Annotated in this window: 21 protein-coding genes and 1 pseudogene; 6 read left to right on the forward strand and 16 right to left on the reverse strand. The window is 66.3% G+C overall.

Annotation, left to right across the window (positions count from 1 at the left end; genetic code table 11):
• Positions 1-528: 528 nt before the first annotated feature.
• Positions 529-3,669: a multicopper oxidase domain-containing protein gene (locus ON44_RS23835; protein ID WP_040693814.1), complete on the forward strand. Its 3,141-nt coding sequence runs from the start codon at positions 529-531 to the stop codon at positions 3,667-3,669.
• On the opposite strand, the gene ON44_RS23840 is transcribed toward ON44_RS23835, so the two are convergent.
• The 9 genes from ON44_RS23840 to ON44_RS23880 all read right to left on the reverse strand — a co-directional run bounded on the left by ON44_RS23840 (position 3,666) and on the right by ON44_RS23880 (position 14,387).
• On the reverse strand, positions 3,666-4,634 hold the full coding sequence (locus ON44_RS23840; protein ID WP_040693817.1) for an antibiotic biosynthesis monooxygenase: 969 nt from the start codon (positions 4,632-4,634) through the stop codon (positions 3,666-3,668). The genes ON44_RS23835 and ON44_RS23840 overlap by 4 nt on opposite strands.
• A gap of 10 nt (positions 4,635-4,644) precedes the next feature.
• Positions 4,645-7,362 (reverse strand): molybdopterin-dependent oxidoreductase, encoded by a 2,718-nt coding sequence (locus ON44_RS23845; RefSeq protein ID WP_040693820.1) that lies wholly within the window; start codon positions 7,360-7,362, stop codon positions 4,645-4,647.
• On the reverse strand, positions 7,359-8,186 hold the full coding sequence (locus tag ON44_RS23850; protein WP_040693822.1) for an FAD binding domain-containing protein: 828 nt from the start codon (positions 8,184-8,186) through the stop codon (positions 7,359-7,361). The genes ON44_RS23845 and ON44_RS23850 overlap by 4 nt, the downstream gene beginning before the upstream one ends.
• Positions 8,187-8,427: 241 nt before the next feature.
• Positions 8,428-9,711 carry an MFS transporter gene (locus ON44_RS23855; protein ID WP_040693825.1) on the reverse strand — a complete coding sequence of 428 codons (1,284 nt, stop codon included), beginning with the start codon at positions 9,709-9,711 and terminating at the stop codon, positions 8,428-8,430.
• Complete coding sequence (locus ON44_RS23860; RefSeq protein WP_040693827.1) at positions 9,698-10,243, reverse strand: flavoprotein; 546 nt, start codon at positions 10,241-10,243, stop codon at positions 9,698-9,700. The genes ON44_RS23855 and ON44_RS23860 overlap by 14 nt, the downstream gene beginning before the upstream one ends.
• A 134-nt stretch (positions 10,244-10,377) precedes the next feature.
• Complete coding sequence (locus ON44_RS47025) at positions 10,378-10,851, reverse strand: cupin domain-containing protein (protein ID WP_083898096.1); 474 nt, start codon at positions 10,849-10,851, stop codon at positions 10,378-10,380.
• A 240-nt stretch (positions 10,852-11,091) separates the two neighbouring features.
• Positions 11,092-12,105, reverse strand: a complete 1,014-nt coding sequence (locus tag ON44_RS23870; protein WP_245567306.1) for a lysophospholipid acyltransferase family protein — start codon at positions 12,103-12,105, stop codon at positions 11,092-11,094.
• Positions 12,106-12,110: 5 nt separating this feature from the next.
• On the reverse strand, positions 12,111-12,938 hold the full coding sequence (locus tag ON44_RS23875; protein WP_040693888.1) for a GNAT family N-acetyltransferase: 828 nt from the start codon (positions 12,936-12,938) through the stop codon (positions 12,111-12,113).
• 177 nt (positions 12,939-13,115) lie between these two features.
• A complete protein-coding gene (locus tag ON44_RS23880; RefSeq protein ID WP_040693830.1) occupies positions 13,116-14,387 on the reverse strand; it encodes an NAD(P)/FAD-dependent oxidoreductase in 1,272 nt (423 codons plus the stop codon).
• A 111-nt stretch (positions 14,388-14,498) separates the two neighbouring features.
• Here ON44_RS23880 and ON44_RS23885 point away from each other — a divergent pair, with 111 nt between their 5' ends.
• Entirely contained in the window at positions 14,499-15,356 is an 858-nt protein-coding gene (locus ON44_RS23885; protein ID WP_040693833.1) for a LysR family transcriptional regulator, read from the forward strand.
• 39 nt (positions 15,357-15,395) lie between these two features.
• Here ON44_RS23885 and ON44_RS23890 read toward each other — a convergent pair whose 3' ends face one another.
• From ON44_RS23890 to ON44_RS23910, 5 genes are all read right to left on the reverse strand, one after another.
• Positions 15,396-16,157 (reverse strand): ABC transporter permease, encoded by a 762-nt coding sequence (locus tag ON44_RS23890; RefSeq protein ID WP_040693836.1) that lies wholly within the window; start codon positions 16,155-16,157, stop codon positions 15,396-15,398.
• Positions 16,154-17,176 (reverse strand): ABC transporter ATP-binding protein, encoded by a 1,023-nt coding sequence (locus ON44_RS23895; RefSeq protein WP_218007628.1) that lies wholly within the window; start codon positions 17,174-17,176, stop codon positions 16,154-16,156. Before ON44_RS23895 ends, ON44_RS23890 begins: the two co-directional genes overlap by 4 nt.
• Positions 17,177-17,248: 72 nt before the next feature.
• The gene (locus tag ON44_RS23900; RefSeq protein WP_083898097.1) at positions 17,249-17,866 is read right to left on the reverse strand and encodes a PadR family transcriptional regulator; all 618 of its coding nucleotides are present in this window, start codon (positions 17,864-17,866) and stop codon (positions 17,249-17,251) included.
• 218 nt (positions 17,867-18,084) lie between these two features.
• Positions 18,085-19,041 carry an electron transfer flavoprotein subunit alpha/FixB family protein gene (locus ON44_RS23905; protein WP_040693841.1) on the reverse strand — a complete coding sequence of 319 codons (957 nt, stop codon included), beginning with the start codon at positions 19,039-19,041 and terminating at the stop codon, positions 18,085-18,087.
• Between the two features lie 32 nt (positions 19,042-19,073).
• Positions 19,074-19,859: an electron transfer flavoprotein subunit beta/FixA family protein gene (locus ON44_RS23910; protein WP_040693844.1), complete on the reverse strand. Its 786-nt coding sequence runs from the start codon at positions 19,857-19,859 to the stop codon at positions 19,074-19,076.
• 190 nt (positions 19,860-20,049) lie between these two features.
• On the opposite strand from ON44_RS23910, the gene ON44_RS23915 reads away from it, so the two are divergent.
• From ON44_RS23915 to ON44_RS23925, 3 genes are read left to right on the forward strand one after another with little or no spacing between them, the layout of a single operon-like run.
• Positions 20,050-20,853, forward strand: a complete 804-nt coding sequence (locus tag ON44_RS23915; protein WP_245567307.1) for a class I SAM-dependent methyltransferase — start codon at positions 20,050-20,052, stop codon at positions 20,851-20,853.
• On the forward strand, positions 20,850-22,376 hold the full coding sequence (locus ON44_RS23920; protein ID WP_040693848.1) for a 1,4-alpha-glucan branching protein domain-containing protein: 1,527 nt from the start codon (positions 20,850-20,852) through the stop codon (positions 22,374-22,376). The genes ON44_RS23915 and ON44_RS23920 overlap by 4 nt, the downstream gene beginning before the upstream one ends.
• Positions 22,377-22,387: 11 nt before the next feature.
• Positions 22,388-23,641, forward strand: coding sequence for a glycosyltransferase family 4 protein (locus ON44_RS23925; RefSeq protein ID WP_040693851.1), 1,254 nt, complete (start codon positions 22,388-22,390; stop codon positions 23,639-23,641).
• Positions 23,642-23,644: 3 nt separating this feature from the next.
• Here the strand turns inward: ON44_RS23925 and ON44_RS23930 are convergent, their stop codons facing one another.
• Together ON44_RS23930 and ON44_RS23935 are read right to left on the reverse strand one after the other, a co-directional pair.
• Positions 23,645-24,190: a DUF1697 domain-containing protein gene (locus ON44_RS23930; RefSeq protein ID WP_040693895.1), complete on the reverse strand. Its 546-nt coding sequence runs from the start codon at positions 24,188-24,190 to the stop codon at positions 23,645-23,647.
• Positions 24,191-24,310: 120 nt separating this feature from the next.
• A complete protein-coding gene (locus tag ON44_RS23935; protein ID WP_040693897.1) occupies positions 24,311-25,060 on the reverse strand; it encodes an acyltransferase in 750 nt (249 codons plus the stop codon).
• Positions 25,061-25,296: 236 nt separating this feature from the next.
• On the opposite strand from ON44_RS23935, the pseudogene ON44_RS23940 reads away from it, so the two are divergent.
• Positions 25,297-25,488: pseudogene (locus ON44_RS23940) on the forward strand (outer membrane protein assembly factor BamB family protein); the annotation flags it as partial.

Here is a 25,488-nt window from a genome sequence, read left to right on the forward strand (position 1 = left end):
TCAGAACAGCGAGATTGGGCGGTCGCGGACGAGGTAAGCGTGTGATGTGACCGGCGACGCTCCGGCTGGCATCATCGTCTGCTGCGTTGCCGGACACACAACAGCCCGACCCAGATTTACAATTTTTCTACGATTTAGCGCCGAGTCACGCTGGGAAATGATGGGACACGGCGAGCCGCCATAGGATGACCAGAATCGATCTACCTGCACAAACGGGTTTTGTCGGGTTTTGTCGGTCAACGATGGGATCCAGGCGAATCCTTGTGCCGACTTCATGACCGTCAAAGCCTATCCCACCGTTGACCTGCACATCTTCGGGGTATCCCGCCGCTTTCGCCGATTTGTCCGCGACTCACCCGTGATGCGCAACCCGATGACCGCCTTCCGGTATTCCCCGCCCCGGTGCGTCCCCGATGGTCAGCGCCTGGTCCGACGGCAAATCCGAGCGAGCGAATCCGCTTCCTGAGTAGTCTTTGGGTCGTCGATCGATGCTTCGGAACCCAGCCGCCGGCGTGGAAACGGGAACCCATGGTCACTCATCGCAGGAGGCCGATTGTCGCGATCGTGGCGATCGCCGCGTCGATCACACTGCTGACCGCAGCGTGCGCGTCCGATCGGTCCACGACATCGGGCGGTGGTAACACAGGTCCCCATGCCGCCCCGGTCGCGTACCGGGAGCCGGTCGAGCTGACGAGCAAGGACGGCGTGCTCGAAGTGCGGCTGTCGGCGCATCAGGGCACTGTCGCGCTCGACACGGTCTCGAAACCGGTTTCGAATTTCCTGGTCTTCGGTTATGAGCTCATCCGAGGCACCGCCTCGGATGGCTCGGTCAAGGGGGACAACGGCTATCCGGCGCCGACGCTGCATGTCGATCCGGGCGAACGCTTGATCGTGCACTTCGACAACGATCTCGAGGGGCTGACGATCAGGGACTATTACAACCCGGCCTTCACCCCCGTCGGCGGGGATGTACCGATCTACCCGCCTGCCCTCACCACCTCGCCCCTCAACCTGCACACCCACGGACTGCACGTGAGCCCCGACGGCAACGCCGACAATGTCCTGCTCGACATCCCCGCGCGCAAGGGCAACGTCTTCGACTACGCGGTGCCGAAGAGCATGCCGAATGGCATGTACTGGTACCACAGCCATCGCCACACGGTCACGGCGCAGCAGACCTACAAGGGGCTGGCGGGTCTGCTGGAAATCGGGCGGCCCGACGGCAACCTGCCGCTGGTGACGCGGAACCACATCCCGATCCGCGATATGGCGCTGCAGTACAACTTCGTCTTCGACCGCAAGGGCCGCGGCCACCAGCTGAACGACCCGAACTGGCCGCAGTATGTGAGCACACTGCGGCCGCCGGAGGGAGCGCAGCTCGCCGACGGCACCTACCGGCCGAGCCTGGCCCCGGTGAACTTCGCGGAGACGACCGAGGGCTCCCGGTACGTCACCAATTGGCACAGCGGGCCGCTGTCGCCTGCCAACCATCGGGGGCAGACCCAATTCGTGCCGAGCAACCTGCAGAGCTTCACCAGCGAACCGGCGACTCAGCCGCCCATCGCGATCCCGGCGGACCCGACGCTGCCCGACAACCAGCGCGATGTGCAGTTCACGATCAACGGACAGTTCCAGCCCTCGTTGCAGCTGAGCCCTGGGCAGACCGAGATCTGGGTCCTGGCGAATATCAGCGACTTCGCCTACCTGCCGGTCACACTGACCGAGACCGCGACGGGCAGCCATCCGAAGTTCGCGATCGTCGGCCAGGACGGCGTTCCCTCCTCGGAGGTCCACCCGCCGGTCGACGGCGACGGCACCCGTCTCGTCATTCCGCCGGGGTCGCGATACGCGATCGCGGTGACAATGCCGACAACCGGTGATCTCGTACTCGAGATGCCACCCCTGCCGGGAGCCCGCCCGGTCACGAATCCCGGTGTGCTCTATACGAATAACGGCACCGAAAACCCGCCGGCCGTACTGGGCACACTCAGTGTCGACCCCTCGTTCATCAGCTACGAGGACGGCTTCTTCATCTTCCCCACCCAGAAGCTCATCCAGGTGCGGCCCGACGACGGCACGGGCAAGACCACCCCGTTCGTGCCCGGCCAGCAGCTCGACGCTTACACCTCCTTCGTGGACACGTCGGCCGTACCGCCCGATGTGCGGCGCACACTGACGGTCACGGGCGGTTTCGGCAACGAGAAGGCCAGCAGCAGCGATCCCAAGGCGTTCACCTACGAGTTCGACGACAACACCTTCCCGAATATCCCGCTGCTCCAACCGCGACTCGACTCGGTCGAGGAATGGCTGATCACCAACCTGAACAATGACGAGCACCCGATGCACATCCACGTGAACGACATGCAGGTGATGGAAATCGTGGATCCGGTGGCGAATACCAGGACCGGCGTGCAGATGTGGGGTGCGGACAACATCAATGTGCCCGCCCCGGTCACCGACGAGAACGAGAACCCGCTCGTGCCCGCCTCGGTGACGCTGCGCATGAAGTTCACCGAGTACACCGGCACCTTCGTAATCCATTGCCATCGACTCAATCACGAGGACAACGGCCTGATGGCGCTCGTCAATGTAATCCCCGAGGTATCGACCTATGCGGTGGCGATACCGGGTTCGCCGGGTAAACCCGCGACGATCCAGATATACGACGGCAATGGCGACAGGCTGATCGCGACGGTCACGCCGTTCCCTTCGTTCGAGGGCACACCGACCGTCGCGATGGCCGATGTGAACGGTGACGGGGTGCTCGATCTGGTGGCCGGTACCGGTGCGGGAGTGAGCTCGGAGGTCGTGGCCTACAACGGCGCGGCCTTCAACACCGAACTGACTCGGTTCGCGCCGTTCGGACCCGACTTCCGCGGCGGCGTGAACGTCGCTGGCGCCGATATCGATGGCAACGCATTGGCCGACAACATCATCGTCGGCTCGGGTCCCGGCATCGAATCGCAGGTCAAGGTGTTCTCTTCGACCTTGCCCGGTGAGCGCGGCAAGGCGCCCGAGCAGTATTCGAGCTTCACGCCCTATCCCGGATCGACGACCGGCGTCACGGTCGCCACCGGGATGGTCGATACCGCGTCGGGCCGGGCCAGCATCGTGACCGCTCCGGGTCCCGGCGACGCGCCGCGTGTGAAGGCCTTCCGCTATGACCTGTACAGGCCGACTGCGTCGGCGAAAGACGACAACCACACCGATCATTCCGGCGAGCCGACGATGACCTCGGAGTTCTTGGCCTTCGACGAGAGTTACCGGGACGGTGTCGCACTTTCGACAGGGTGGGTGGCCGGTGCCGAGGGTGGGGCGAAGAGCATCGTCACCGGCATGCTCGGCGGCGACGGCACGGTGCGCGTGTGGTCGAGCGGGTCACGGCTCGACGGGCAGCCCGCCATGTACACCGAGAACCCGAACCATCATGCGAGCACAGTCGCGTTCCGCGAGATCGCCTCGTTCGTCCCGTTCACCGGCGGGGTGCGGGTGGGGACCACCAGCACGACCTCCGGCGCGGATCTGCTCGTCAGCGGGCAGGCCGGGAACGGGGGCGAGATCCGAAAGTTCGGGCTGGACCGAGCCGACCCGCATGCCACAACCTTGGCACCGACACTGTTGAGCACCATTCCCGCACCGACTGGGCCTTCACCGCTGGGTGGCCGTTAGGGCAACGACCACAGCTTGGTCGTCACCACGTAGAAGATGACGACCCACGCCAGCATGACGGCGACGACTATGGCGATGCCACGGCGGTTCGTCTTGGCCGCCGGTGTATCGGGGGGCGGGCGCAGCCACCGTCGCAGCAACCGGTTCACGTAGTACGGCATCGTGAAGAAACTCATCACGAAACTGGACAACAAGTTGCCGATCAGCAACCCCAGCCACAGCGGCATCTTCAAGGGTGACAGCGCGAGGGTCAGCAGCACGACGGTCGGGTAGAGACCCACCCATACCGCGATGGCGGTCTTGGTATCCGACGGAGCCGAAGTCTCGGTGCCGTTCTCGTCGAAGGCGAACCAGCTGCCGAACGAGTTATCGATGGTGCGCAACTCGAAGTCACTGAACTTCTCGCCCTCGGCGAGGAGCTCGCGACGCCGCTTCGAGGTGAGCCACGTGGCCAGGTTCGCCGCGGTATCGAAGCGATAGAGCGCCGTCCACTCGTCCTGCACACCCTCGATCGGGCGGAACAGCTCGGTGCCGCGGAAGCCTTCGAATTTCGCCTCCTCCCGGCTCAGATCTGCTTGCCACGCAAGGAAATCCGCGACGCTGTCGGGCGCCACACGATGGGTGACCACGACCGTCACGAGGGGATCCACCGGTCGCGTGCCGCCGCTGATGACCTGCTGGGTGGCGGGGCCGTCGAAGTAATGCTGCCCGCTGTCGAGGAATTCCTGCCTGGTAGCGCTGTTTATCCAGTCCTGGAGACGACCGACGGAGTCGAAGCGGTAGACCACGACCCATTCGGGCTGCACCGCGGTCGGAGCGGCGATCTCGGCTCCGAGGAATCCCGGATAACCCGATGCCGCGGCGTTCAGGTCCTCCTGCCACGACTTGAATGCTTTCTCGAAACCCGGGCGCACCTTCTGGCCGATGATGACCGTCGCCGCACTGTCGGTGGGTTTCCCGGCCATCGCAGTCTCCTCACAGTTCGGGTCGCGCCGGAACCGGTGTGAGTCGCCGATAGATGCGCTCGGGCGTGAGCGGCAGCGCGCGGAATCGGACGCCCGTCGCGTCCTCCAGCGCATTGGCCAGCGCGGGCGCGACCGGGTTGACGCAGCACTCCGCAATGCCTTTCGAGTGCATCGCCCCGACGGAATCGGCGGAGTCGACCGTCAGTACTTCGGTGCGAGGTATATCGGCGTAGGTCGGGATGCGGTAATTGCGCAGGTTCGGATTGACCATCGCACCGTTCGCGTCGACGTGGAAGTTCTCGGTCAATGCGAAACCGATGCCCTGCGCGACACCGCCCTCGATCTGGCCGCGCACCTGCGCCGGGTTGATGAGGACCCCGGCGTCGGTGGCGTGCACGCTGTAGAGGATGCGGATCTCACCGGTGATCCGGTGTACGGCGATCCGGAAGCCGTGGGTGTTGAAAACGACACTGCGCGGCGATCCGAAAGCCTTGCGGGCCTCGGTCAATCGGATGCCGCGGCGGCGCGCCACCTCGATCAGCTCCGACAGCGATATGCGGCTGTCACCGCAGACGACCCCGGTGTCGTCCATCGCGCACGAAGCGATATCGACCCGCGCATGTTCGGCCGCCAAGAACAGGATGCGATCGCGCAGGGCCTCGGCTGCCCGCAGCACCGCGTTTCCGGCGACGAAAAGTCCGGCGCTGGCGAATGCGCCGGTATCGAAACCCGTTCGGTCGGTATCGGATTGCACAAGGCGCACCCGGGCCGGCGTGGTGCCGAGCCGGTCCGCCGCGATCTGCACGTGGGCGGTCGGGGTGCCCTCGCCGAATTCGACGGTACCGACGGCGAGCTCGTAGCTGCCGTCGTCGCCGAGGGTCAGCCAGGCCTCGGAGAGGTGGTCGGTCGGGGGCGCGGTTTCGTGCAGCGTGCTGGCGGTGCCAACGCCGATGAGCCACTCGCCGCCCGGTGGCGGCTCGGCGGTGTTGCGCCGCAGTGCGTCATCGACGAGATCGATGCATCGGCTGAGACCGTCCTCGCGGAACATGACATCGTCCGGGCCGTCGTCGAATGCGACGAGACCATCACCGGGACGCACGATATTGCGCCGCCGCAGCTCGAGCGGATCCATATCGAGCGCGACCGCCAGTTCGTGCATGGCGGACTCCATCGCGAATGCGGGCTGGGTCATTCCGTAGCCGCGCAGTGCGCCGCCTGGCACGGTATTCGTATAGACCGAATATGCGTCGAACTTCTTGTTGGGGCAGCGGTAGGTCGCGATAGCGGCCCCACCGGCGAACAGCGTCTCGCCGCCATGGTTGCCGTAGGCGCCGGTGTTCGACACATTGCGGACCCGGATCGCGGTGAGCGTGCCGTCGGCCCGCGCGCCGAGTTCGACGGTCAGCGACATCGAATGCCGCGGTGACGCCGTGGTGAACTCCTCCTCGCGTGTGAACTCTAAACAGACCGGCCGCCCGGTATCCAATGCGGCAAGGGCGACCAAATCCTCGGTGATCACCTCCTGCTTACCGCCGAACGCGCCGCCGACCCGCTTGCAGAACACGCGCACCCGATCGGGACGCAGGTCGAAGAGATAGCAGAGCTTGTTCTTGGCGATGGAGGGCGATTGGGAGCTGGTGCGTACGTGCAGACGACCGTCCTCGATCCACGCGATCGATCCGTGCGTCTCGAGATGCGCATGCTGTACGCGCGGCGAGAAATACGTGCCCTGGTGGATCACATCGGCCTCGGCGAAGCCCGCCTCGATATCACCCACCTGCCCGTGGATCTCGAGCAGGATGTTGCGCTCGGGATCGTGCACGAACGGATCGTGCGAGCCGTGCAATTGGGGAGCGCCGTCGGCCATCGCCACTTCCGGATCGAAAACCGCGGGCAGTACCTCGTACTCGACGACCACCTTGCGGCAGCCCTCCTCGGCGGCACCAACGGTATCGGCCAGCACCGCGACCACGCGTTGGCCGACGAAGCGCACCACGTTGTCGAGGATGTAGGTGTCGCTGGGATCGACGAGGTGATCGGTGTGGATCGCGGTCGTGAAGCGCTTGCGCGGCACGTCTTCCCAGGTATAAACGCGATGCACACCGGGAACCGCGAGCGCCGCGGTCTTGTCGATCGACACGATGCGGGCATGGGCGTGCGGAGAACGCAGCATCTTCAGGTGCAACAAGCCGTCGATCGCGGTGTCCATGGTGAATTCGGCGCGACCGGTCACCACGTCGGCGCCCTCCGGGGTTCCGACGCTGGTCCCGATTACTCGGCCCGGCCGGGCGACCTCGATCTCGGCGACACCATGCACCGCGTCTTCGATCGCCCGGTAGCCGGTGCAGCGGCAGAGGTTGCCCTTGAGCGCGCGCGAAAGGTCTTGCCGCTGGGCGTCGGTGAGCGCCACCGTGGTCATGATCATGCCCGCGGTGCAGAAGCCGCATTGGAAGCCGGGACCGTCACGGAACTGCCGCTGCATCTGGTGCATGTCCGCGGGCGAACCGAGGCCCTCGATAGTGACGACCGCGCGTCCCTCGGCACGGAAGGCGGGCGTGATGCAGCTGTGCACGGGATCGCCGTCCAGCCATACCGTGCAAGCGCCGCAATCGCCCGCGTCGCACCCCTTTTTGACGCCGTGACAGCCGAGCGAGCGCAGGAATGTACGCAGGCATTGACCCGGATTCGGCTCGGCGTCGAAGGTGTTTCCGTTCACGGTGTATGTCACGGCCGACCGCCTTCGCTGAGCTCGACGCGGATCTCCTCGGCGAAGTACCCGGCCAGATGGTGCCGATGGTCGGGCGTGCCGTTCGGGTCGCTGAACCACAGGTCTTCGGGGATGGCGTCGATGCGCTCGCGCAGCACATCGGCGTCGGGCGTGGTGTCGAACGCCAAGCGCACCGGGCGGGTCGTGCCCGCGGTGATGGTGAGCAGCAGGTCCGCGGTCCCCGGCGACTGGGTGGCGATCAGGAAAAGCGTCGAGCGGCCCAGGCGTGTCAGGCTGAAGCGCCGATGCGTACACCGCTTGCGAAGCGCGGCGACCGGGATATCGATGCGACGCAGGATATCGCCGGGGCCGAGGACATTCCGGTGATCGCCGAGGACGAAGTCGGCGGCATCGATGGTGCGTTCGGATCCATCGGCAGCCCACAGGGTGTAGGTGGCTTCGAGCGCGACCGTCAGTGTGATCATCGGGCCCGCGGGCAGAGACATGCAGATGTTGCCGCCCACCGTTGCCGCGTTCCAGACCTTGAACGAGGCCAGGAACGCCTCACAGCACGTGGTGAACAGCGTTCCGGCGGGCCAGTCACTCGGCGGCGCAAAGGAATTCAGCTCGCGGACGGTGCACGTCGCGCCGATCTCGAGACCGACCGGGCTCGGCACCAGGCTGTCCCAGCCGAGTGCGGTGAGATCGATGAGACGGCGCAGATCCGGCTGCTCGGTCGAAAACAACCACGTCCCCCCGGCCAGCCACGCGTCGCCGTCGCGCCAAGCCGCGCCCGGTCGGTCGGAAGGTCGCCGAACGATATCGGTGATCGTATTGAGATCCATAGCGCCGCTCCCTCGGAGAAGGTGCCGTGCCGCCGATCGCCCGCCGAGTTCGATCACGCGACGATTCCGCCCGTTCGGGGGTATCGCCGTGCGCGTACTCGCCTCGAGTCAACGTACCCGACCCGACTGCGCCCCTGCCAGCAATCGCGCAGCGACCGTGCTGCGTCCACGGATCAACTCCTTCGCGAGCTGTGCTGTCCCCGGTCCCGCTCGCGGCTGGCGACGGCTGCTTGTCCGCGAATCACCGGCGATGCGTGACCTGACCACCACCTGATACTCCCGCGATCCGCGCGTCGGCATCGCCGGACGGCGCGGCGTGGGTGCCGCCGGATACCCGCCGAACGGCGGGCACAGCGACGGTCGCGACACTGGCGGCGAGCGCGAGCGTGGTGAGTAGGACCATTCCCCCGTGCAGCCCGGTGTACGCCGCCAGTTGCCCGGTAGCGAGATAGGCGACGGGGGTGAGCAGCGTCGAGCCGAAATCATCGATCGATCTGACGCGCGATAGCACCGCCAGCGGTATCCGCTCCTGTAAAAGTGTGCGCCAGTACACCATTGCCATCGAGACGGCGGCTCCGGACAACGCGCTGTAGGTGCCGATGATCGGTAAACCGAGCCCGCTGACCAGCAGTGCGGGCCGCGCCGCCGCGACAGCCAGCAACGCCGCGCAGACCGCAGCCGGGCGGGCGACGGATACGCGCAGCGAGACCGCGCTCCCGAGTACGGCACCCGCGGCGAAGGTCGCCATGATCACCGCCCAGCCGTCCGGACCGCCGAATTCCAGCTGGGCGACCTGCGGCCCGAGCACGAGTACGGCGGGCACCGCCACCGCGCTGAATACGGTGAAATTCGCGATCGAGGTCCACAGCCAGGTTCGGGACGCCACCTCGCGCCAGCCGGTTCGCAGTGCGGTCGACAGGGGTTCCGGTGTCGTCCGCGTGCTCGCGGCCGGTCGGCGGATCCGGAGCAGCACAACCGCGCTGATCAGGAAGGTGGCGGCATCGACGGCAACGGCCGCACCGAGTCCCGCAACCGCGATGAGGACCGCACCCAATGCCGGGCCGACAACGCGGAGCAGGCTGCTCGACATGGCGACCAGGGCATTCGCGGCGCGCAGCGAGTCGGCGGGCACGAGTTGCGCGACGATGCCGCCCAACGCCGGCGTGAACAGTGCCTGCGCGCCGCCGTAGATCACCTGCAACGCCATGATCTGCCACAGCTGAGCCGTCCCGAACGCGAGCAGTACCGCCAGCACGCCCTGGGCGGCCGCGCGGGTGAGATCCGCCGCGATCATCAACTCTCGACGCGGAAACCGGTCCGCGAGCACCCCGCCGAGCAACAGCAGTCCGGTAAGGGGCACGAAGCGGGCGGCGAGGACGCCACCGAGCGCCGCAGGTGATCCGCCGATCTCCAACACGACGAAGGTGAGCGCAAGCACCGCCGGGGCATCCCCTGCCATCGATACCGTCTGACCGACGAAGAGCAACCGGAAATCACTCTGCCGCAATACATTACGCGCGCTCATCGAACCACTCGCGGACGATGACGGCCGCCTTGTCCGGCGGGACCATCGACACACCGTCGCCGCGCGCCCCGCGCCACATCTCGTACACGACACGGGATTCCGGCTCCACGACCGTTTCGCCCGCCGCCCGCAGACTTGCCACATGCCGCTGGATCACGGGCTTGTCCCACATGACCTTGTTCATATGCGGAAACCACAGGCAGGGCCGAGGCGCAGCGAGCAGTGTGGTCGTCGCGGGCGTCGACGCGAGTCCCAGCGCCGACGCGGCAACCAGGTGCGCGGTGGCCGGAAGCACCACGATGCCATTCGAGGTCAACGCGAGTTCGACCGGATTGAGGGTCGAACTGTCGGAGGTGATGACTTCGTCGGCCAACCAGCCGACTACTTCCCGTGGCACGAATCGCTCCGCGCTGCGGGTGAGGAGCACGACGATCTCGCCGGGCTGGGTCTTACGAAGTTCCGTCAGATAGAGCGGCAGGACCAGCGATGCGCTGGAGCCTGCGGCGATCACCACGAGCGCGCCATGGCGCATGACTGATCTCCTATGGATGAAAGCGGGGATCGCCCGGTACGCACGGGCGATCCCCTCGGTTTCAGCAGGTCGGGCCGTCGTCGACTCCTGTCTCGATCATGGGATTACCTCCTTTCACTTGTGCGGGTTCGGGTTCAGAACCGGCAGTTGCCGGGGTCCGGTTCGCTGATGCCGGAGGGTTGGCCGGCGGGCGTGATGAGGACGACGTCGAGTGTCAGCGTTTTGTCGGTCTCGTTGCGCACGGTGTGTACGTGGCGCGGGTGCTCGACCCAGCCTTGTCCCACACCGAATGTGGTTGGTGCGCACTGCCGGTCGTCGGCCTCATATCGAGTTGCGATGCCATCGGCGACATTCACGAGCACGTCGCCGGGATGCGAATGCCAGCCGACACTGCCGCCAGGGGCCACGGTGAGCACGGAGAACTGGACATCGACGGGGCCGTCCGGAGCGATATGGATCGGCTCGGTGACGGTCGCCTTGCTGAGTTGCTCGCCGGTCACACCGACATTCGGTGTGGCCACGGCGGGCAGTGTCGCAGAGGTCGCCAATACGGCGAGACCGATTGCCACACCGATGAATCCAACGCACCGACGGACGCTGCTGGACATGGAGATCCTCCCCGCGAAATAGATCCTGTTCTCCGCTCCGCGCCGGCTCCTCCCAGCCGGTCGGTGCGGTTGCGAACAAGCATCCGGGCGATGCCTTTCACCGGCATCTCACGCGCGTTTCACGGGATATCGGCGCTGCTCACAGCATCGAAATCTATTGCGGCAGAGCCATTTCGCGGTCGAAAATGGCGGAGGCCGACTGGGCAGTCGCCCAGTCGGCCTCGTGACCGTGCCCTTCGATCAGTCTGTGGACACCGCAGACTCGGCAACCTGGTGCCTGGTGCCCCCGCGCCGGAACGGTCGCAATCGCCGCGACGGCCGTTGCGGCCGGTCCTCGGCCGACTCCGGATCCTGTACGCGAGTTGCCGTCGCCTCGATCCAATCCGATGCCTCGATGGCCCCGTGGCGCGACAGGTCCGCGCCGCGCACCGCCTGTTCGCACCGGCGAGCCAGATCACGGCGATCGAGTCCGGGATTCTCGACCGGCTCGAGCACCACCTCGGCCACCATGCCGCGCGAGCGCAGGACCCGCTTCGCCGAGCTGCCGAAGCTGTCGTCACCGACGAATCCGGGAATGGTCGACTGGGTGCCGTGCGCGTCCAGATACCGCAGGCGCACCGGCTGCACCGATGTTCCGGTGTCGACCGCCGCTTGGAAGAGCGCGGGCCGCATGGTGCCGTAGGCGCGGCCACACCATGTCGTTCCCTCGGGGAATACTGCGACGCGGTCCCCCGCCGCCAGCCGTTCACCGAGACGTGCCACCACACCGGGCAGTTCGCGCAGCCGTTCGCGCTCGATCGGAATGACCCGCATGAGTTTGGCCAGGCCACCGAGCAGCGGCCAATCGACCATATCGGCGCGGGCCACGAAACCCAGTGGCTGCACCGCGGCCATGACGACCACATCGGTCCAGCCGATATGTCCGGCCACGATCAGCAGCCCGGCACCCGAATCACCGAAGCGCGCATCGGCAAACTCCGCCGCACCGGGTCGGTTGTCGACAACGCGCAACCGAATCCCGAGACAGCTCAGAACAGTTCGCGCATACCGCCGCTGCAACTGTTCGCGCCGTCCGCGCGGCGTCACGACATTGACAACGGGAAAGCTGACCAACAATCCGGCCACACCGAATAGTCGGCCGATCACCCGTGCGGTACCGATCTGATCGACCGGATCGATGCAGCCGGGCCCACATGGGCTCGACGGCATCCAGGAATGCGCGGTGCGCTCTGCGGGCGGCGCGTCGAACACCATCTGACTCACCGACCCCCGTCGAGTGCATTGGCCGCATCTTGTAATCGGTTGAGGTAGCGGGTGTTGATCGTGTCCAGGCCGAGCAGTGCGACGAAATCGGCGACGGCGAAATCCGGATCGTGCGCGGGTTCGCCGCAGATCTCCGCACCGAGGCGCAGGTAGCCGCGCAGCAGCGGGGGCAGCTTCGGGCGCGCGGGCGGTGTCATTTCGTCCAGCGTCAGCCCGTCGACGACCACCGGGCGGTAGGGGTGCACCCGCCGCTCGGGATCAGATCCGTGGCGCCCGAGCAGCATGTCCCGCACACCGCGCACATTCACACCGGCCGGATCGGCCGGAGTGTCCTGCATCGGCACCGAGACGCAGCCCATCACCCATTCGTATCCGGTGAGCTGGATGTAGTGCAGGATGCCTGCCCACATCAGGGTCAGCACCGAGCCGTTGCGGTGATCGGGCACCACGCACGCACGGCCCATTTCCACGATCCGGTTGCCCTCCGGATCGAGTTGGGCCAGATCGAATTCGGTGGCCGTGTAGTAACCGCCCGCGGCAGTCACCTTGTCCGGCGGCAGCATTCGGTAGCAGCCGACGAATTCCTCGGTCCGGTCGTCGCGGACCAGCAGGTGATCGCAGTGCTGGTCGAACCGGTCCGCGTCGAGACCCGTTCCGTTGTCGGGGATCTGGAAGCCGGGCTCACTGGCGAAGACGCCGTAGCGCAGGCGCTGCGCGGCCACTCGGTGCGCCGAATCGGAGGAGACGACCAGCGAATACCGAGACCGTTCCGCCCCGGAGTCCGTCGGTCGAGCCGGGGCTGTCAACACGGACGAAATAGTCATATCCGTGATGAAGCCAGTCCGAAACTGCGCCGGAGCAACCTCGAAGTGTCGCCTCGATGCCGGTTCGGTGAACGAGATGATGATCACACCGAGCGTTCACCGAACTGTCGCGTCGCGTTCCGTCTCCCGCATCGCTACCGCCGCCTTTTGCCTGATCTGTGACCTTTTCGGAATAGATCAGGCGGCGTCGCGCTCCGATATCCGCACCGGATCCGGCACCGCGTCCACCTCGTCGAAACCGGGGCGACCCGTGCCGATGAAGGCGACGAGCCACGAGGCAACGGCGGCGAAACGGTTGCGGAATCCGACCAGGTACAGCAGGTGCACCGCGAGCCACATGGTCCACGCGATGACGCCGCGGAAGGTGATGTGCTCGTTGAGTTTCACCACCGCGCTGAACCGGCTGATCACCGCCATGCTGCCTTTGTCCCAGTACTTGAACGGGGTGCCGGGGAGCTTCTTGTGGCGAATGATGTCGGCGGCGTGCCTGCCCTCCTGCATGGCGACCGGCGACTGGCCCGGATAGCCGTTGAGCGAGGTCATATCGCCGATGGCGTAGATATCGGCATGTCCGCCGACGGTCAGGTCCGGATTGATCAAAAGCCTTCCGGCGCGGTCGGTTTCGCAGCCGGTGGCCTCGGCAAGGATCTGTGCGAACCCGCCCGCCTGCACACCCGCCGACCAGACCACCGTCTCGGCCGCGATCCGGCGCTCGATGCCCTGCTTGTCCTTGACAGTCACCTTGCCGTATTCGATATCGGTCACGAAGGTGCCGAGCAGCACCTCGACACCGCTCTTGGTCAGCGATGCCTTCGCGTATTCCGAGAGCCCGCCACCGAAGGGCGGCAGCACCTCGCCCGCACCCTCGACCAGGGTCACCGAAACTTCTTGGTGGTAGTGCCGTTTCGCGAGTTCCTTCAGCTGACCGGCGACCTCGACACCGGTCGCGCCCGCGCCGACCACCACGAAGCTCAGCAGTCGCTTGCGGGTCTCCGCATCCGCGCCCTTGGCCTCGGTGAAGACGCGTTCGATCTGTGCGCGCAGCAGCTTCGCATCGTCGATGGTCTTGAGCGAGAACGTCTTATCGGCGAAATCGTCGCGCCCGAAATACGACTGCGAGGCGCCGGTGGCGGCGATCAGCGAGCCGTAGCGAATCTGTGTGCGCTCGCCGTCGTGCTCGTAGGTGAGCACCGCGTTGTCGACGTCGATGGCGACGACCTTGCCGAGCCGGACGTCGGCCTCCCGATGCCTGCGCAGCACCGAGGCGATCGGCGGGGCGATCTCGTGCGACGCCAGCACACCTGTCGCGACCTGGTAGAGCAACGGCTGGAAGAGATGCTCCGGAGTACTCGAGATAAGAACGTAATTGATGCCCGATTTGGCCAACTGCTTAGCGGCGGCAAGCCCCCCGAATCCCGATCCAACGATGACAACATCTGCGTGTTCCATGACAGCCTCCTTCTCTCATTACCAACCGTCATTCGATCCGCAGATATTTCACGTGTTCAGGCGCATAATAGATATGACTCTTATCTGGATCGCTCATGAATTGGAGATCAAGTGGAGCTTCGCCAGCTCACCTACTTCGTCGCGGTGTGCGAGGAGCTGAGTTTCAGCAGGGCCGCGGCCCGCTGCTACATCTCCCAATCGGCGATCAGCCATCAGATCGCCCGGTTGGAGCGTGACCTCGGCGTAGCCTTGTTCGAGCGTTCGACCAGGGCCGTTGTGCCGACCGACGCGACCATGCGGCTACTTCCCCTGGCTAAACAGATGCTCAGTCTGGAGTCGGCCATCCGCGCCACCGTGCGCACCTCCGGTCACCGCATCCGGCTGGCCGCGAATATGTCCTTCGCGACCCGATCCCTCTCCGCGATCGCCGGGGCGCGCGCCGCGCATCCGGATGCCGAGATCGAATTCGTCATCAAACCGTTCCGGCAGCGGATCACCGCGGTGGCCGACGGCGACTGCGATCTCGCGCTCATCCGCGGCAGTGTCGACGAGCCCGGTCTCGCGGTGGAGAAGCTGTGGATCGAGGACCTCGTCATCGCCACCTCCGCCGCCCATCCGCTGGCCCCGCGCGACCAGGTGACGCTGGCGGACCTGAGCCCGTATCCGCTGCTGCTCCCGCCCGAGCAGGAACAGGTCCTGCTGCACAATGTGATTCGGGCCGCCTTCGCCGATCTGGCCGCGGGCCCCACCCTCGGTCCACCGATTCCACCGGACCACACCGCGACCATGGAGCTGATCAATCGCCCGGACGCCTGGACGGTGCTCTACGCCGACAGCCCGACCGAGGGTCTGGTCGTCCTGCACCTCGCCGAGCACCGACTACGGATCCCGGTCTCCGCGGTCTTGCGCAGCGATGCGCGCCGCTCGCCGATTCTCACCACGCTGCTGTCCGGATTGCACCGCCGCTGAGATCTGCTGTGTCACCGAGCAGATCTCGCGGCATCGGTGTCAGGCGTTCTCGCGGGTGAAGCTACGTGCGCCGATCAACATCGCCACCGCGGCGACCGCCAGCGTGAGCCCGGTGCCGAGGTACACCTCGGACGCACCGAAGTCACCGCGGAACAGGGCCCTGGCCGCATCGACGGTGTGCGAGAACGGATTCACCTTGCCGATCGTGCGCAACCAGCCCGGCCCGACGCTCAACGGCAGCAGAATGCCGGACAGCAGCATCAGCGGCACCGCAAGACTATTGAGCACCGAGGCGAGTACATCCTCGGATTTGGCCCACAGACCCAGTGCATAGGACGCTGCGGCCAAACCAGCTGCCATCACCGCGATCAACAACACCGACAGCACCACGCCGAGCGGATCCGGCCGAACCCCGAAGGCCGCCATGGCAACTCCGACGAGCACCAGCGCTTGGACAACGAGCACGACCATGTCTTTGAGCACGCGCCCGGTCAGCAGTGCGCCCCGGCTCGCGGGCGTGACACGCTGCCGTTCGACGACGCCCGCGCGCAATTCCGCCACAATGCTGAATCCGACATAGATCGCGCCGAACAGCCCGGTCTGGATGACCAACGCGGGCGTGAGCAGCTTCCACGGATCGGAATCCGCGCCGAGCGAGGGTGCGATGCCCTTGACGAGCGGCCCGAACAGCACCAGATACAGCACCGGCTGGGACAGACCGATCAAGACCCACACCGGATTTCGCAGATTCGCCCGCAGTTGGGACCAGAAGATCAGTCCGGTCTCGCGCATGAACCTCATGAGTGACTCGCCTCCCGCAGCGAACGCCCCGTAATGGTGAGAAAGACATCGTCGAGGCTGGGACGTTTGACAGTGAGCGCACCCGGTACGAGACCCCGCTCGTCCATGGCACGCAAGAGGGGTACGACCGCGGCATCGCCGCGATCCACGGTGAGATGCACCAGCGTCGCACCGATCCGGTCCGCACCCGCATCCTCCGAGCGCACCAGCGAGCGCACCTCGAGCACCGACTGGGCGACCTGGAGTGCGATATCGGCATGGCCGTCATCGATTTCGAAGCTCACCACGTCACCGGAGATGCGGCGCTTGAGTTCGTCGGGCGAGCCCTCGGCGACGATGCCGCCGTGGTCCATGATCAGCAGACGGTCACACAGTGCGTCGGCCTCGTCCAGATAGTGGGTGGTGAGCACGATCGTGGTGCCTCGCTCACGCAGGCGCCGGATGTGCTCCCACAGATTCGCGCGACTCTGCGGATCCAGGCCGCTGGTCGGCTCGTCGAGATAGATCAGCGCCGGGCCGTGCACCAGGCCGAGCGCGATGTCGACGCGGCGGCGCTGACCGCCGGAGAGCTGGTTGCATTTGCGCCGGCCGAGTCCATCCAGGTCGAGCGCGACGAGTAGTTCTTCGGCATTGTGCGTGGCCTGCGCCTTATTCAGCCCGAAAAGCCTTGCCTGCAACACCAATTCGTCGATGACCAGGGCATCGTCATTGGTCATTCCGCCCTGGGCGACGTAGCCGATGCGCGAACGCACGGTCCGCTGCTCGGCCCGTAGATCAGCGTCGGAGATGACCGCCTCGCCAGCGGTCGGGGCGATGAGGGTACTGAGCATTCGCAGCGTCGTGGTCTTACCCGCGCCGTTGGGGCCGAGCAGACCGAGGATCTCACCCTCGTACACATCGAAGTCGACGCCCGTAACCGCTTGGACGGGGCCGCTTTTGGTTTCGAACGTCCGCGTGAGCCCGCGCACCCGGATCACCAAGGTGCGGGTGCGATCGCGAACGGAGTCGGTCGTTTCCACCTGAACAACGGTAGAAACGACCGACTAAATAGTCAAGCTTTACTATTCAGTCTTGATCATTTGAGAAGGGCCTCATTTGACGGTCATGGGGCCGCCGTCCACCCGCGACCAGTTCGTCCACACATCCAGCTCACCGCTCTCGATGCGCTCCAAGGTCTTGCGCGTCCAGGTCAGATCCGCCCGGACATGGTCGGCGGCCAGCCGCATGGCATCGGCGACATGATGCGGTTCGGTCTCCGCCGGATTGCCGCTGCCCGCGAGAATGCGCTGCTCCTCGCGCTCCAGAAAGACCAGATCCGATTCGAACTTCAGAATGCGCCCGCGCATCGCCGCGACGACCTCCTCGCGCGGCAGGTGTGGCAGCAGGGCCACCGCCGCGAAATACGGGTTCTTCGGCTGTTCGGGAGACCACACCGCCTCGCGCACCATCTCGCCGAATACCTTCTCCCCCTCCGTGGTCAGCCGATAAGTGGTCCGCTCCGGACGCGCCCCCGCCTGACCGACGCCCTCCACCTCGATGAGCTTCTCGCGCTGCAGCGTGTTCAGCGCCCCGTACACCGATCCGGGTTTCACATTCGCCCAATCGTCGGCATGCCAGGACAACAACTCGCGCCGAACGTCATAACCGTGCACCGGCTGCAGCAGCCGCACCACCGCGAGCACCAGCATCCGAGTCGTAGGAACAGCCATACTCGCAGGTTAGCCCACCCACGCGACGGTTCGCGTCTACCCGAGAACGCAAAAAAGACTCGCCAAATCTGTTGCTGCATTACGCAACAACAGATTTGGCGAGTCAGGGGTAACTCACCGGGGACGGGCCGACCGAGCCAACCGATATCCGCAGGCCGGGTACACGACTCGCGCCGCGCCTGACCGGCCCGCCCGAATACGCGGAGAGGCGGGGCAGCCTAGCCCTTGTGGGCCTTGACCGCTTCGGTCAGCTGCGGGGCGACATTGAACAGATCGCCGACGATGCCGTAGTCCGCGATCTCGAAGATCGGGGCCTCTTCGTCCTTGTTGACCGCGACGATGGTCTTCGAGGTCTGCATACCGGCGCGGTGCTGGATGGCGCCGGAGATGCCGAGGGCGATGTAGAGCTGCGGGGAGACCGTCTTACCGGTCTGACCGACCTGGAACTGGCCCGGGTAGTAGCCCGAGTCGACGGCGGCACGCGAAGCGCCGACGGCGGCGCCGAGCGAATCGGCCAGCGCCTCGACGACCGCGAAGTTGTCGGCGGAACCGACACCGCGACCACCGGAGACGACAATGCTCGCCTCGGTGAGCTCCGGACGGTCGCCACCGACGATCGGCTCGCGCGAGGTCACCTTCACGACGCCCTCTTCCTGCGCGGGCACCTCGACGGTCACCTTCTCACCCGCACCGGCCGCGGCGGTCGCCTCGACGGCACCCGGACGCACCGAGATCACCGGCACGTCGCCGGTGGCCTTGGCGTCGACGGTGAACGCACCACCGAAGATGGAGTGCACGACCGAACCGTCGGACTTGACGTCGATGACATCGACGAGCAGGCCGGAGCCGATGCGCGCGGCGAGGCGGCCCGACACCTCCTTGCCCTCGGCGGTGGCGGCGACGATCACGGCGGCCGGGGAAATCGACTCGACCAGACCGGCGAGCACGTCGACCTTCGGGGTGACCAGGAAGTTCTCGACATCGTCGGATTCGGCGATGTAGATCTTCGCGGCGCCCGCGGCGGCCAGCGCGTCGGCCAGCTTCTCGCCGGTACCGGCCGGGCCGGTCACGACGGCGGCGGGCTCACCCAGCGCGCTCGCGGCGGTGAGCAGTTCGGTGCTGACCTTCTTGATCGCACCGTCGGCGTGCTCGACGAGCACAAGTACTTCTGCCATTTGTGTTCTCTCCTAAGCAGTCTCGGGCGGGATCAGATGATCTTCTGACCGACCAGGTACGCGGCGATCTTGGTGCCGCCGTCGCCCTCGTCCGCGATCTTCTCGCCCGCGGTGCGCGGGGGCTTCGGGGTGGCCGCGGTGACGGCGGTGCCCGAGTTGGCCACACCGACGGTCGACGGGTCGACGCCCAGATCGGCCAGCGTGAAGGTCTGCACTTCCTTCTTCTTCGCGGCCATGATGCCCTTGAAGGAGGGGAAGCGCGGCTCGTTGATCTTCTCGGTGACGCTGACGATGGCCGGGAGGGTGGCCTCCAGCTTGAATACGCCCTCGTCGGTCTCCCGCTCACCGGTGATCTTGCTGCCGTCGACGGTCAGCTTGCGCAGGTGCGTCAGCTGCGGCAGGCCCAGGTACTCGGCGATGATCGCGGGGACAGCACCGGCGCGACCGTCGGTGGCCTCGTTGCCCGCGATGACCAGCTCGACACCCTCGACCTGGCCCAGCGCGCTGGCCAGCACCCACGCGGTCTGCACGGCGTCGGAGCCGTGGATCGCCGGATCGTTGATGTGGATGGCCTTGTCGGCGCCCATGGACAGCGCCTTGCGGATGGCCTCGGTGGCCCGGTCCGGACCGGCGGCCAGCACGGTGACCTCGCCGCCCTGGGCCTCCTTGATCAGCAGCGCTTCTTCGACGGCGCGCTCGTTGATCTCGTCGAGGACGGCGTCGGCGGCTTCGCGATCGAGGGTGAAATCACCGTCGGTCAGCTTGCGCTCGGACCAGGTGTCGGGAACCTGCTTGATGAGTACGACGATGTTCGGCATCGGTCTTCGTCGACCTCCTGTTCTGGTTACACGTGTGGTGGTCGCACGAGCAGCGCCGTACGTCCTTGGTTGTAGCTCAGGGCGTGACACTACCCTACGTTAAGTTACTCATGGGTAACTTAGTCGCTTCTCTCTCACAACGGCGATCCTGGCGATAATGTGCGGCCGCCTTACCAGTAACGTCGGAGCGATGAGCGAGGCTGTGATCCCTGCCGCAGTGGGCACCACCCCGGGCATTACTCCCGAGTCGGCCGTGGAGCCGTTGCCGCTGACCGGCGAGCGGACCGTACCCGGCATCGCCGAGGAGAACTATTGGTTCCGTCGGCACGAGATCGTCTACGCACGCCTGCTCGAGCATTGTGCCGGAAAGACGGTGCTGGAGGCCGGATCCGGTGAGGGTTACGGCGCGAACATGATCGCCGATGTGGCCACCAAGGTGATCGGCCTCGACTACGACACCAGCGCGGTCGAGCACGTGCGTGCCCGCTACCCGCGTGTGGAGATGATCCAGGGCAACCTCGCCGCGTTGCCGCTGGAGGACGAGTCGGTCGATGTCGTGGTGAATTTCCAAGTGATCGAACACCTCTGGGATCAGGGCCAGTTCATCCAGGAATGCCTGCGAGTGCTGCGACCCGGCGGTGAACTGCTGATCAGCACGCCCAATCGGATCACCTTCTCCCCCGGCCGCGATACCCCGCTCAACCCCTTCCACACCCGCGAACTCAACGCCGCCGAACTCACCGAACTGCTCGTCGACGCGGGTTTCCGGGTCACGCTCATGACCGGGGTGCATCACGGCCCGACGCTGAAGGCGTTGGACGCCAAGCACGGTGGCTCGTTCATCGATGCGCAGATCGAGCGCGCGCTGGCCGGGGAGCCGTGGCCCGCCGAGCTGACCACCGATGTCGCCGCGGTCGCCATCGACGATTTCGCACTGATCACCGAGGACATCGATGCGAGCCTCGATCTGGTCGCCATCGCGGTGAAGCCGTGAGTGAAGTTCCCGGCCAGTTCACTCTGGTCCTGCATTCCCATCTGCCCTGGCTGGCCCACCACGGCCGCTGGCCGGTCGGCGAGGAATGGCTCTACCAATCCTGGGCCGCCTCTTACCTTCCGGTCGTCGATGTGCTGAGAACCCTTGCCGCGGAAGGCCGTTCACATCTGCTCAGCCTCGGCATCACGCCGGTGCTCGCCGCCCAGTTGGACGATCCGCATTGCCTTGCGGGCATGCATCATTGGCTCGGCAACTGGCAGCTGCGCGCCGACGAGGCCGCGATGGCGGGCAATATCGCACTCGGCGGGCATGAGCACCGACTGGCGGCGGCGGCACTCGCGGAATTCGAACAGCACTGGCGCCACGGCGCGGCGCCGGTCTGGCGGCAGCTCATCGACGCCGAGGCCATCGAACTGCTCGGCGGCCCGCTCGCGCACCCGTTCCAGCCGCTGCTGCACCCGCGACTGCGCGCCTTCCAGCTCAGCGAGGGCCTGGTCGATGCCCGGCAGCGCTGGGGCCACACCCCGACCGGCATCTGGGCGCCCGAATGCGGCTACACCCCCGGCATGGAGACCGGATACGCGGCCGCGGGTGTGACACATTTCATGGTCGACGGACCCGCCCTGCGCGGCGATACCACCCTCGGCCGGCCGGTCCGGGAATCGGATGTGGTGGCCTTCGGGCGGGATCTGCAAGTGAGCTACCGGGTTTGGTCGCCCAAGTCCGGCTATCCGGGGCAGAGCGCCTACCGTGACTTTCATCACTATGACCACGCGACGGGTCTCAAGCCCGCCCGCGTCACCGGCAAGACGGTCGCCGGTCCGGACAAGGCCCCATACGACCCGGAACTGGCGGCCGGGGCGGTGGTCCGTGATGTCGACGATTTCGTGCGGACCGTGCGCGAACGGCTGATCGAGGAATCGGCGCGAATCGGACGTCCGGCCCTGGTCGTCGCGGCATTCGATACCGAATTGTTCGGGCACTGGTGGCACGAGGGTCCGCAGTGGCTGGCCCAGGTGCTGCGGGCACTGCCCGAGGCGGGCGTCACCGTCGGCACGCTGGCCGATGCCAGGGCGCGCGGGTTCGTCGGCGAGCCGGTGCCGCTGGCCGATTCGTCCTGGGGTTCGGGTAAGGATTGGCGAGTGTGGGCCGGTGACCAGGTGAAAGACCTGGTGGATCTGAACGACGATATTGTCCGGCTCACCCTCGATACGGTCGACAAGATGCGGGCCGCGGACGGCGGCGCCGCACTGCGCGACCCGGTTGCCGATCAGCTGCTGCGCGAGGCCATCCTCACCGTCTCGAGCGACTGGGCATTCATGGTCAGCAAGGACTCCGCGGCCGGCTACGCACGCGACCGCGCGCACCGACACGCCCACGCCGTGCGGGAAATCGCGGCCGCCGTGGGGGCGGGCCAAGTCGCCAAAGCACACCAGTTGGCGGCAGGATGGGGGGCGGCCGACGGGTTCTTCCCGAGTTTGGACGCACGGCGGCTGGCGATCGCGGACCGAGACTCCGCCTGATAAGGACATTCATGAAAATCTTGATGGTGTCGTGGGAGTACCCACCGGTTGTGGTCGGTGGGTTGGGCCGCCATGTGCATCACCTGGCGGTCGAACTGGCCGCGGCCGGTCACGAAGTGGTCGTGCTCGCCCGCCGCCCCTCCGGCACCGACTCCGTGACCCACCCCACCCACTCCTTCATCGCCGAGGGCGTGCTGGTGGTCGCGGTCGCGGAGGATCCGCCGTGTTTCGACTTCGGCGAAGACATGCTCGCCTGGACGCTGGCCATGGGCCACGCGATGGTGCGCGCCGGTGTGGCCCTCGGCAAGCCCGGCATCGGCGACGGCTGGGTCCCGGATGTCGTGCACGCGCACGACTGGCTGGTCGCGCATCCGGCGATCACGCTGGCCGAGTATTACGACGTGCCGCTGGTTTCGACCATCCACGCCACCGAGGCCGGGCGGCACAGCGGTTGGGTCTCGGGCCGTGTCAACAAGCAGGTGCATTCGGTCGAGTGGTGGCTGGCCAATGAATCGGATGCGCTGATCACCTGCTCGACCTCGATGCAGGACGAGGTGGAGCGGCTCTACGGGCCCGAGCGGGTGCCGATGACGGTGATCCGCAATGGAATCGATGTGGGCGCGTGGACCTTTCGGCCGCGGGCACCGCGCACCGGTCCGCCGCGTCTGCTCTACGTGGGTCGGCTGGAATACGAGAAGGGCGTGCAGGACGCGATCGCCGCACTGCCGCGCATCCGCCGCGCCCACCCCGGCACCACGCTGACCGTCGCCGGTATCGGCACCCAGTTCGAATGGCTGCGCGAACGCGCCCGGGTGCATCGGGTCGCGCGGGCGGTGACCTTCGCCGGTCAGCTCGATCACGCGGAACTGCTCGGCTGGTTGCACGGCGCCGATGCCATCGTGCTGCCGAGCCGCTACGAACCGTTCGGCATCGTCGCACTCGAGGCGGCCGCCGCCGGTACCCCGCTGATCACCTCCACCGCGGGTGGTCTCGGCGAGGCCGTCATCGACGGCGTCACCGGCGCATCCTTCGAACCGGCGGATGTGGACGGCATCGTCGAAGCCGTGCGCGCCACCCTCGACGATCCGGCCGCCACCCAGGACCGCGCCTACGCCGCGCGCGAACGCCTCACCGCCGACTTCGCCTGGGACGTCGTGGCCGCCGAAACCGCACTGGTCTACTCCTCGGCCAAACGCCGCGTCCGCAACCCCCTCGGCCGCCCCACCATCATCGAACGCCCCCTCCCCGAACGCGATCCGAAGTAGCGCCTAGCTCTCCATCTTCTTCACGATCTTCTGGACGGTGAGCCAGGTGCGGGTGGTGATCTCCTTGCTGTAGGTCTTCTCCATCCAGGCCATGAAGTTCGGGGTGCGGGGTTCGGTGTTGTCGATGACCGCGAGGACGACGCGGCCGGCAGAGTCGTAGCCGACGATCTCGACGCCGGGTTCGGTGTGCTTGCGCAGCTCTTTCGCGACGTTCGGCGGTGCCTGTTTGAGGAAGGTCGCGATGAGGTAGGTGCCGCGGCCGTGGGTCAGGCCCGGAAACGGATCGGTGTCGAGCAGGTCGCGCAGTTCGTCGTAGGTGCGCACGATGGTGCCGCCCGGAATTCCGAGTTCGCTGTTGAGGGCATCCTGGATGCGGGCTTCCAACTTCGCGATATCGGTATCCGCGGCGCGGAAGACCACATTGCCACTGGCCAACACCGTGGCGACCTTCTCGAATCCGAGCCCCTCGAACACCCCGCGCAGCTTCTCCCCCTTCATATTGGGGTTCGTCGGCATGATCCCGCGCAACAGCGCCGCGTACCTGTTCATGACGTGACCGTACCGACTGCCACCGACGCATACCGGCATACTCGGCCGCGATAGCACGAGCCCCGGGTCCATTTCGGATCCCGGGGCTCGGTGGCGCTCATGCCTACGCCTCGCCGGCGCTCATGCCGACTGGGTGGCGCCGTTCTTCTTGCGCTCGATATCTTCCAGCGCGGCAACATATTTGGCGCGCTCCTCGGCACCGGCCTCCCAGGTCGCCTTGCGGTTCTTGACGACCTTGGCGGGCGCGCCGACGGCGATGCTGTAGTCCGGAATCTCGCCCTTGACCACCGCATGCGCACCGAGCACACAGCCGCGGCCGACGCGGGTTTCGCGCAGCACCGTCACCTTGGCGGCGATCCAGGTATCCGGACCGATGCGGACCGGGCTCTTGACGATGCCCTGATCCTTGATCGGCATATTGATGTCGTCCATGCGGTGGTCGAAGTCGCAGATGTAGCACCAGTCCGCGACCAGCGTGGATTCACCGATCTCGATATCGAGGTAGGTGTTGACCACATTGTCCTTACCGAAGACCACCTTGTCGCCGATGCGCAGCGAACCCTCGTGGCAGCGAATGGCATTGCCGTCGCCGATATGCACCCAGCGGCCGATTTCCATCCGGCCCAATTCGGGGGTCGCGTGGATCTCGACACGCTTGCCGAGGAAGACCATGCCGCGCAGCACGATATGCGGATTGGCCGCCTTGAATTTGAACAGCCGGTAGTACCGCACCAGATACCAAGGCGTGTACGCCTTGTTCGCGAGCACCCAGCGCAGCGACGCCAGCGTCAGAAATCGCGCTTGCTGCGGATCCCGGCGGCGCGAGCCGCGCCACCGCGAGCGCAACGGTGCGCCCCACATGCTCGTCACGAAGTCATCTCCTGTCATGGTCCTTGACATGGCGACCGTCCCGGTCGCGACGGCTAGAGCTTATCCCGTCGGAAAAGACCGCCGGGACCCGTACAACGTCGGCGGACCCTCCCGTACAGTGATCGCTGCGCCGCCGACGGCGGCGAACCTCCATGCGGGCGGTGGTGCGCGTACCCGGGGGTCGACACGCTTTCGGTCACGTCCCCAGCGGGGCAACGACGACAGGAGTGCAGCAGGTGCGAAGCGGCGGCGTACTGGCCAACCCGGCGCGCGGGCTCACCCTGTCCCGACTGGGCGCGGCGGCGGCCATCGGCGCACTGGTATTGACGGGCTGCGGCACCGACGTCGACGACATCACCGTCGGATCGGGCAAGGGCTGGACCACCGCACACCACGACGGCCGCAACAGTGGCGTCAGTCCGGTCACC

The sequence above is a fragment of the Nocardia vinacea NBRC 16497 genome, assembly GCF_000308835.1.
Lineage (GTDB): Bacteria > Actinomycetota > Actinomycetes > Mycobacteriales > Mycobacteriaceae > Nocardia > Nocardia vinacea.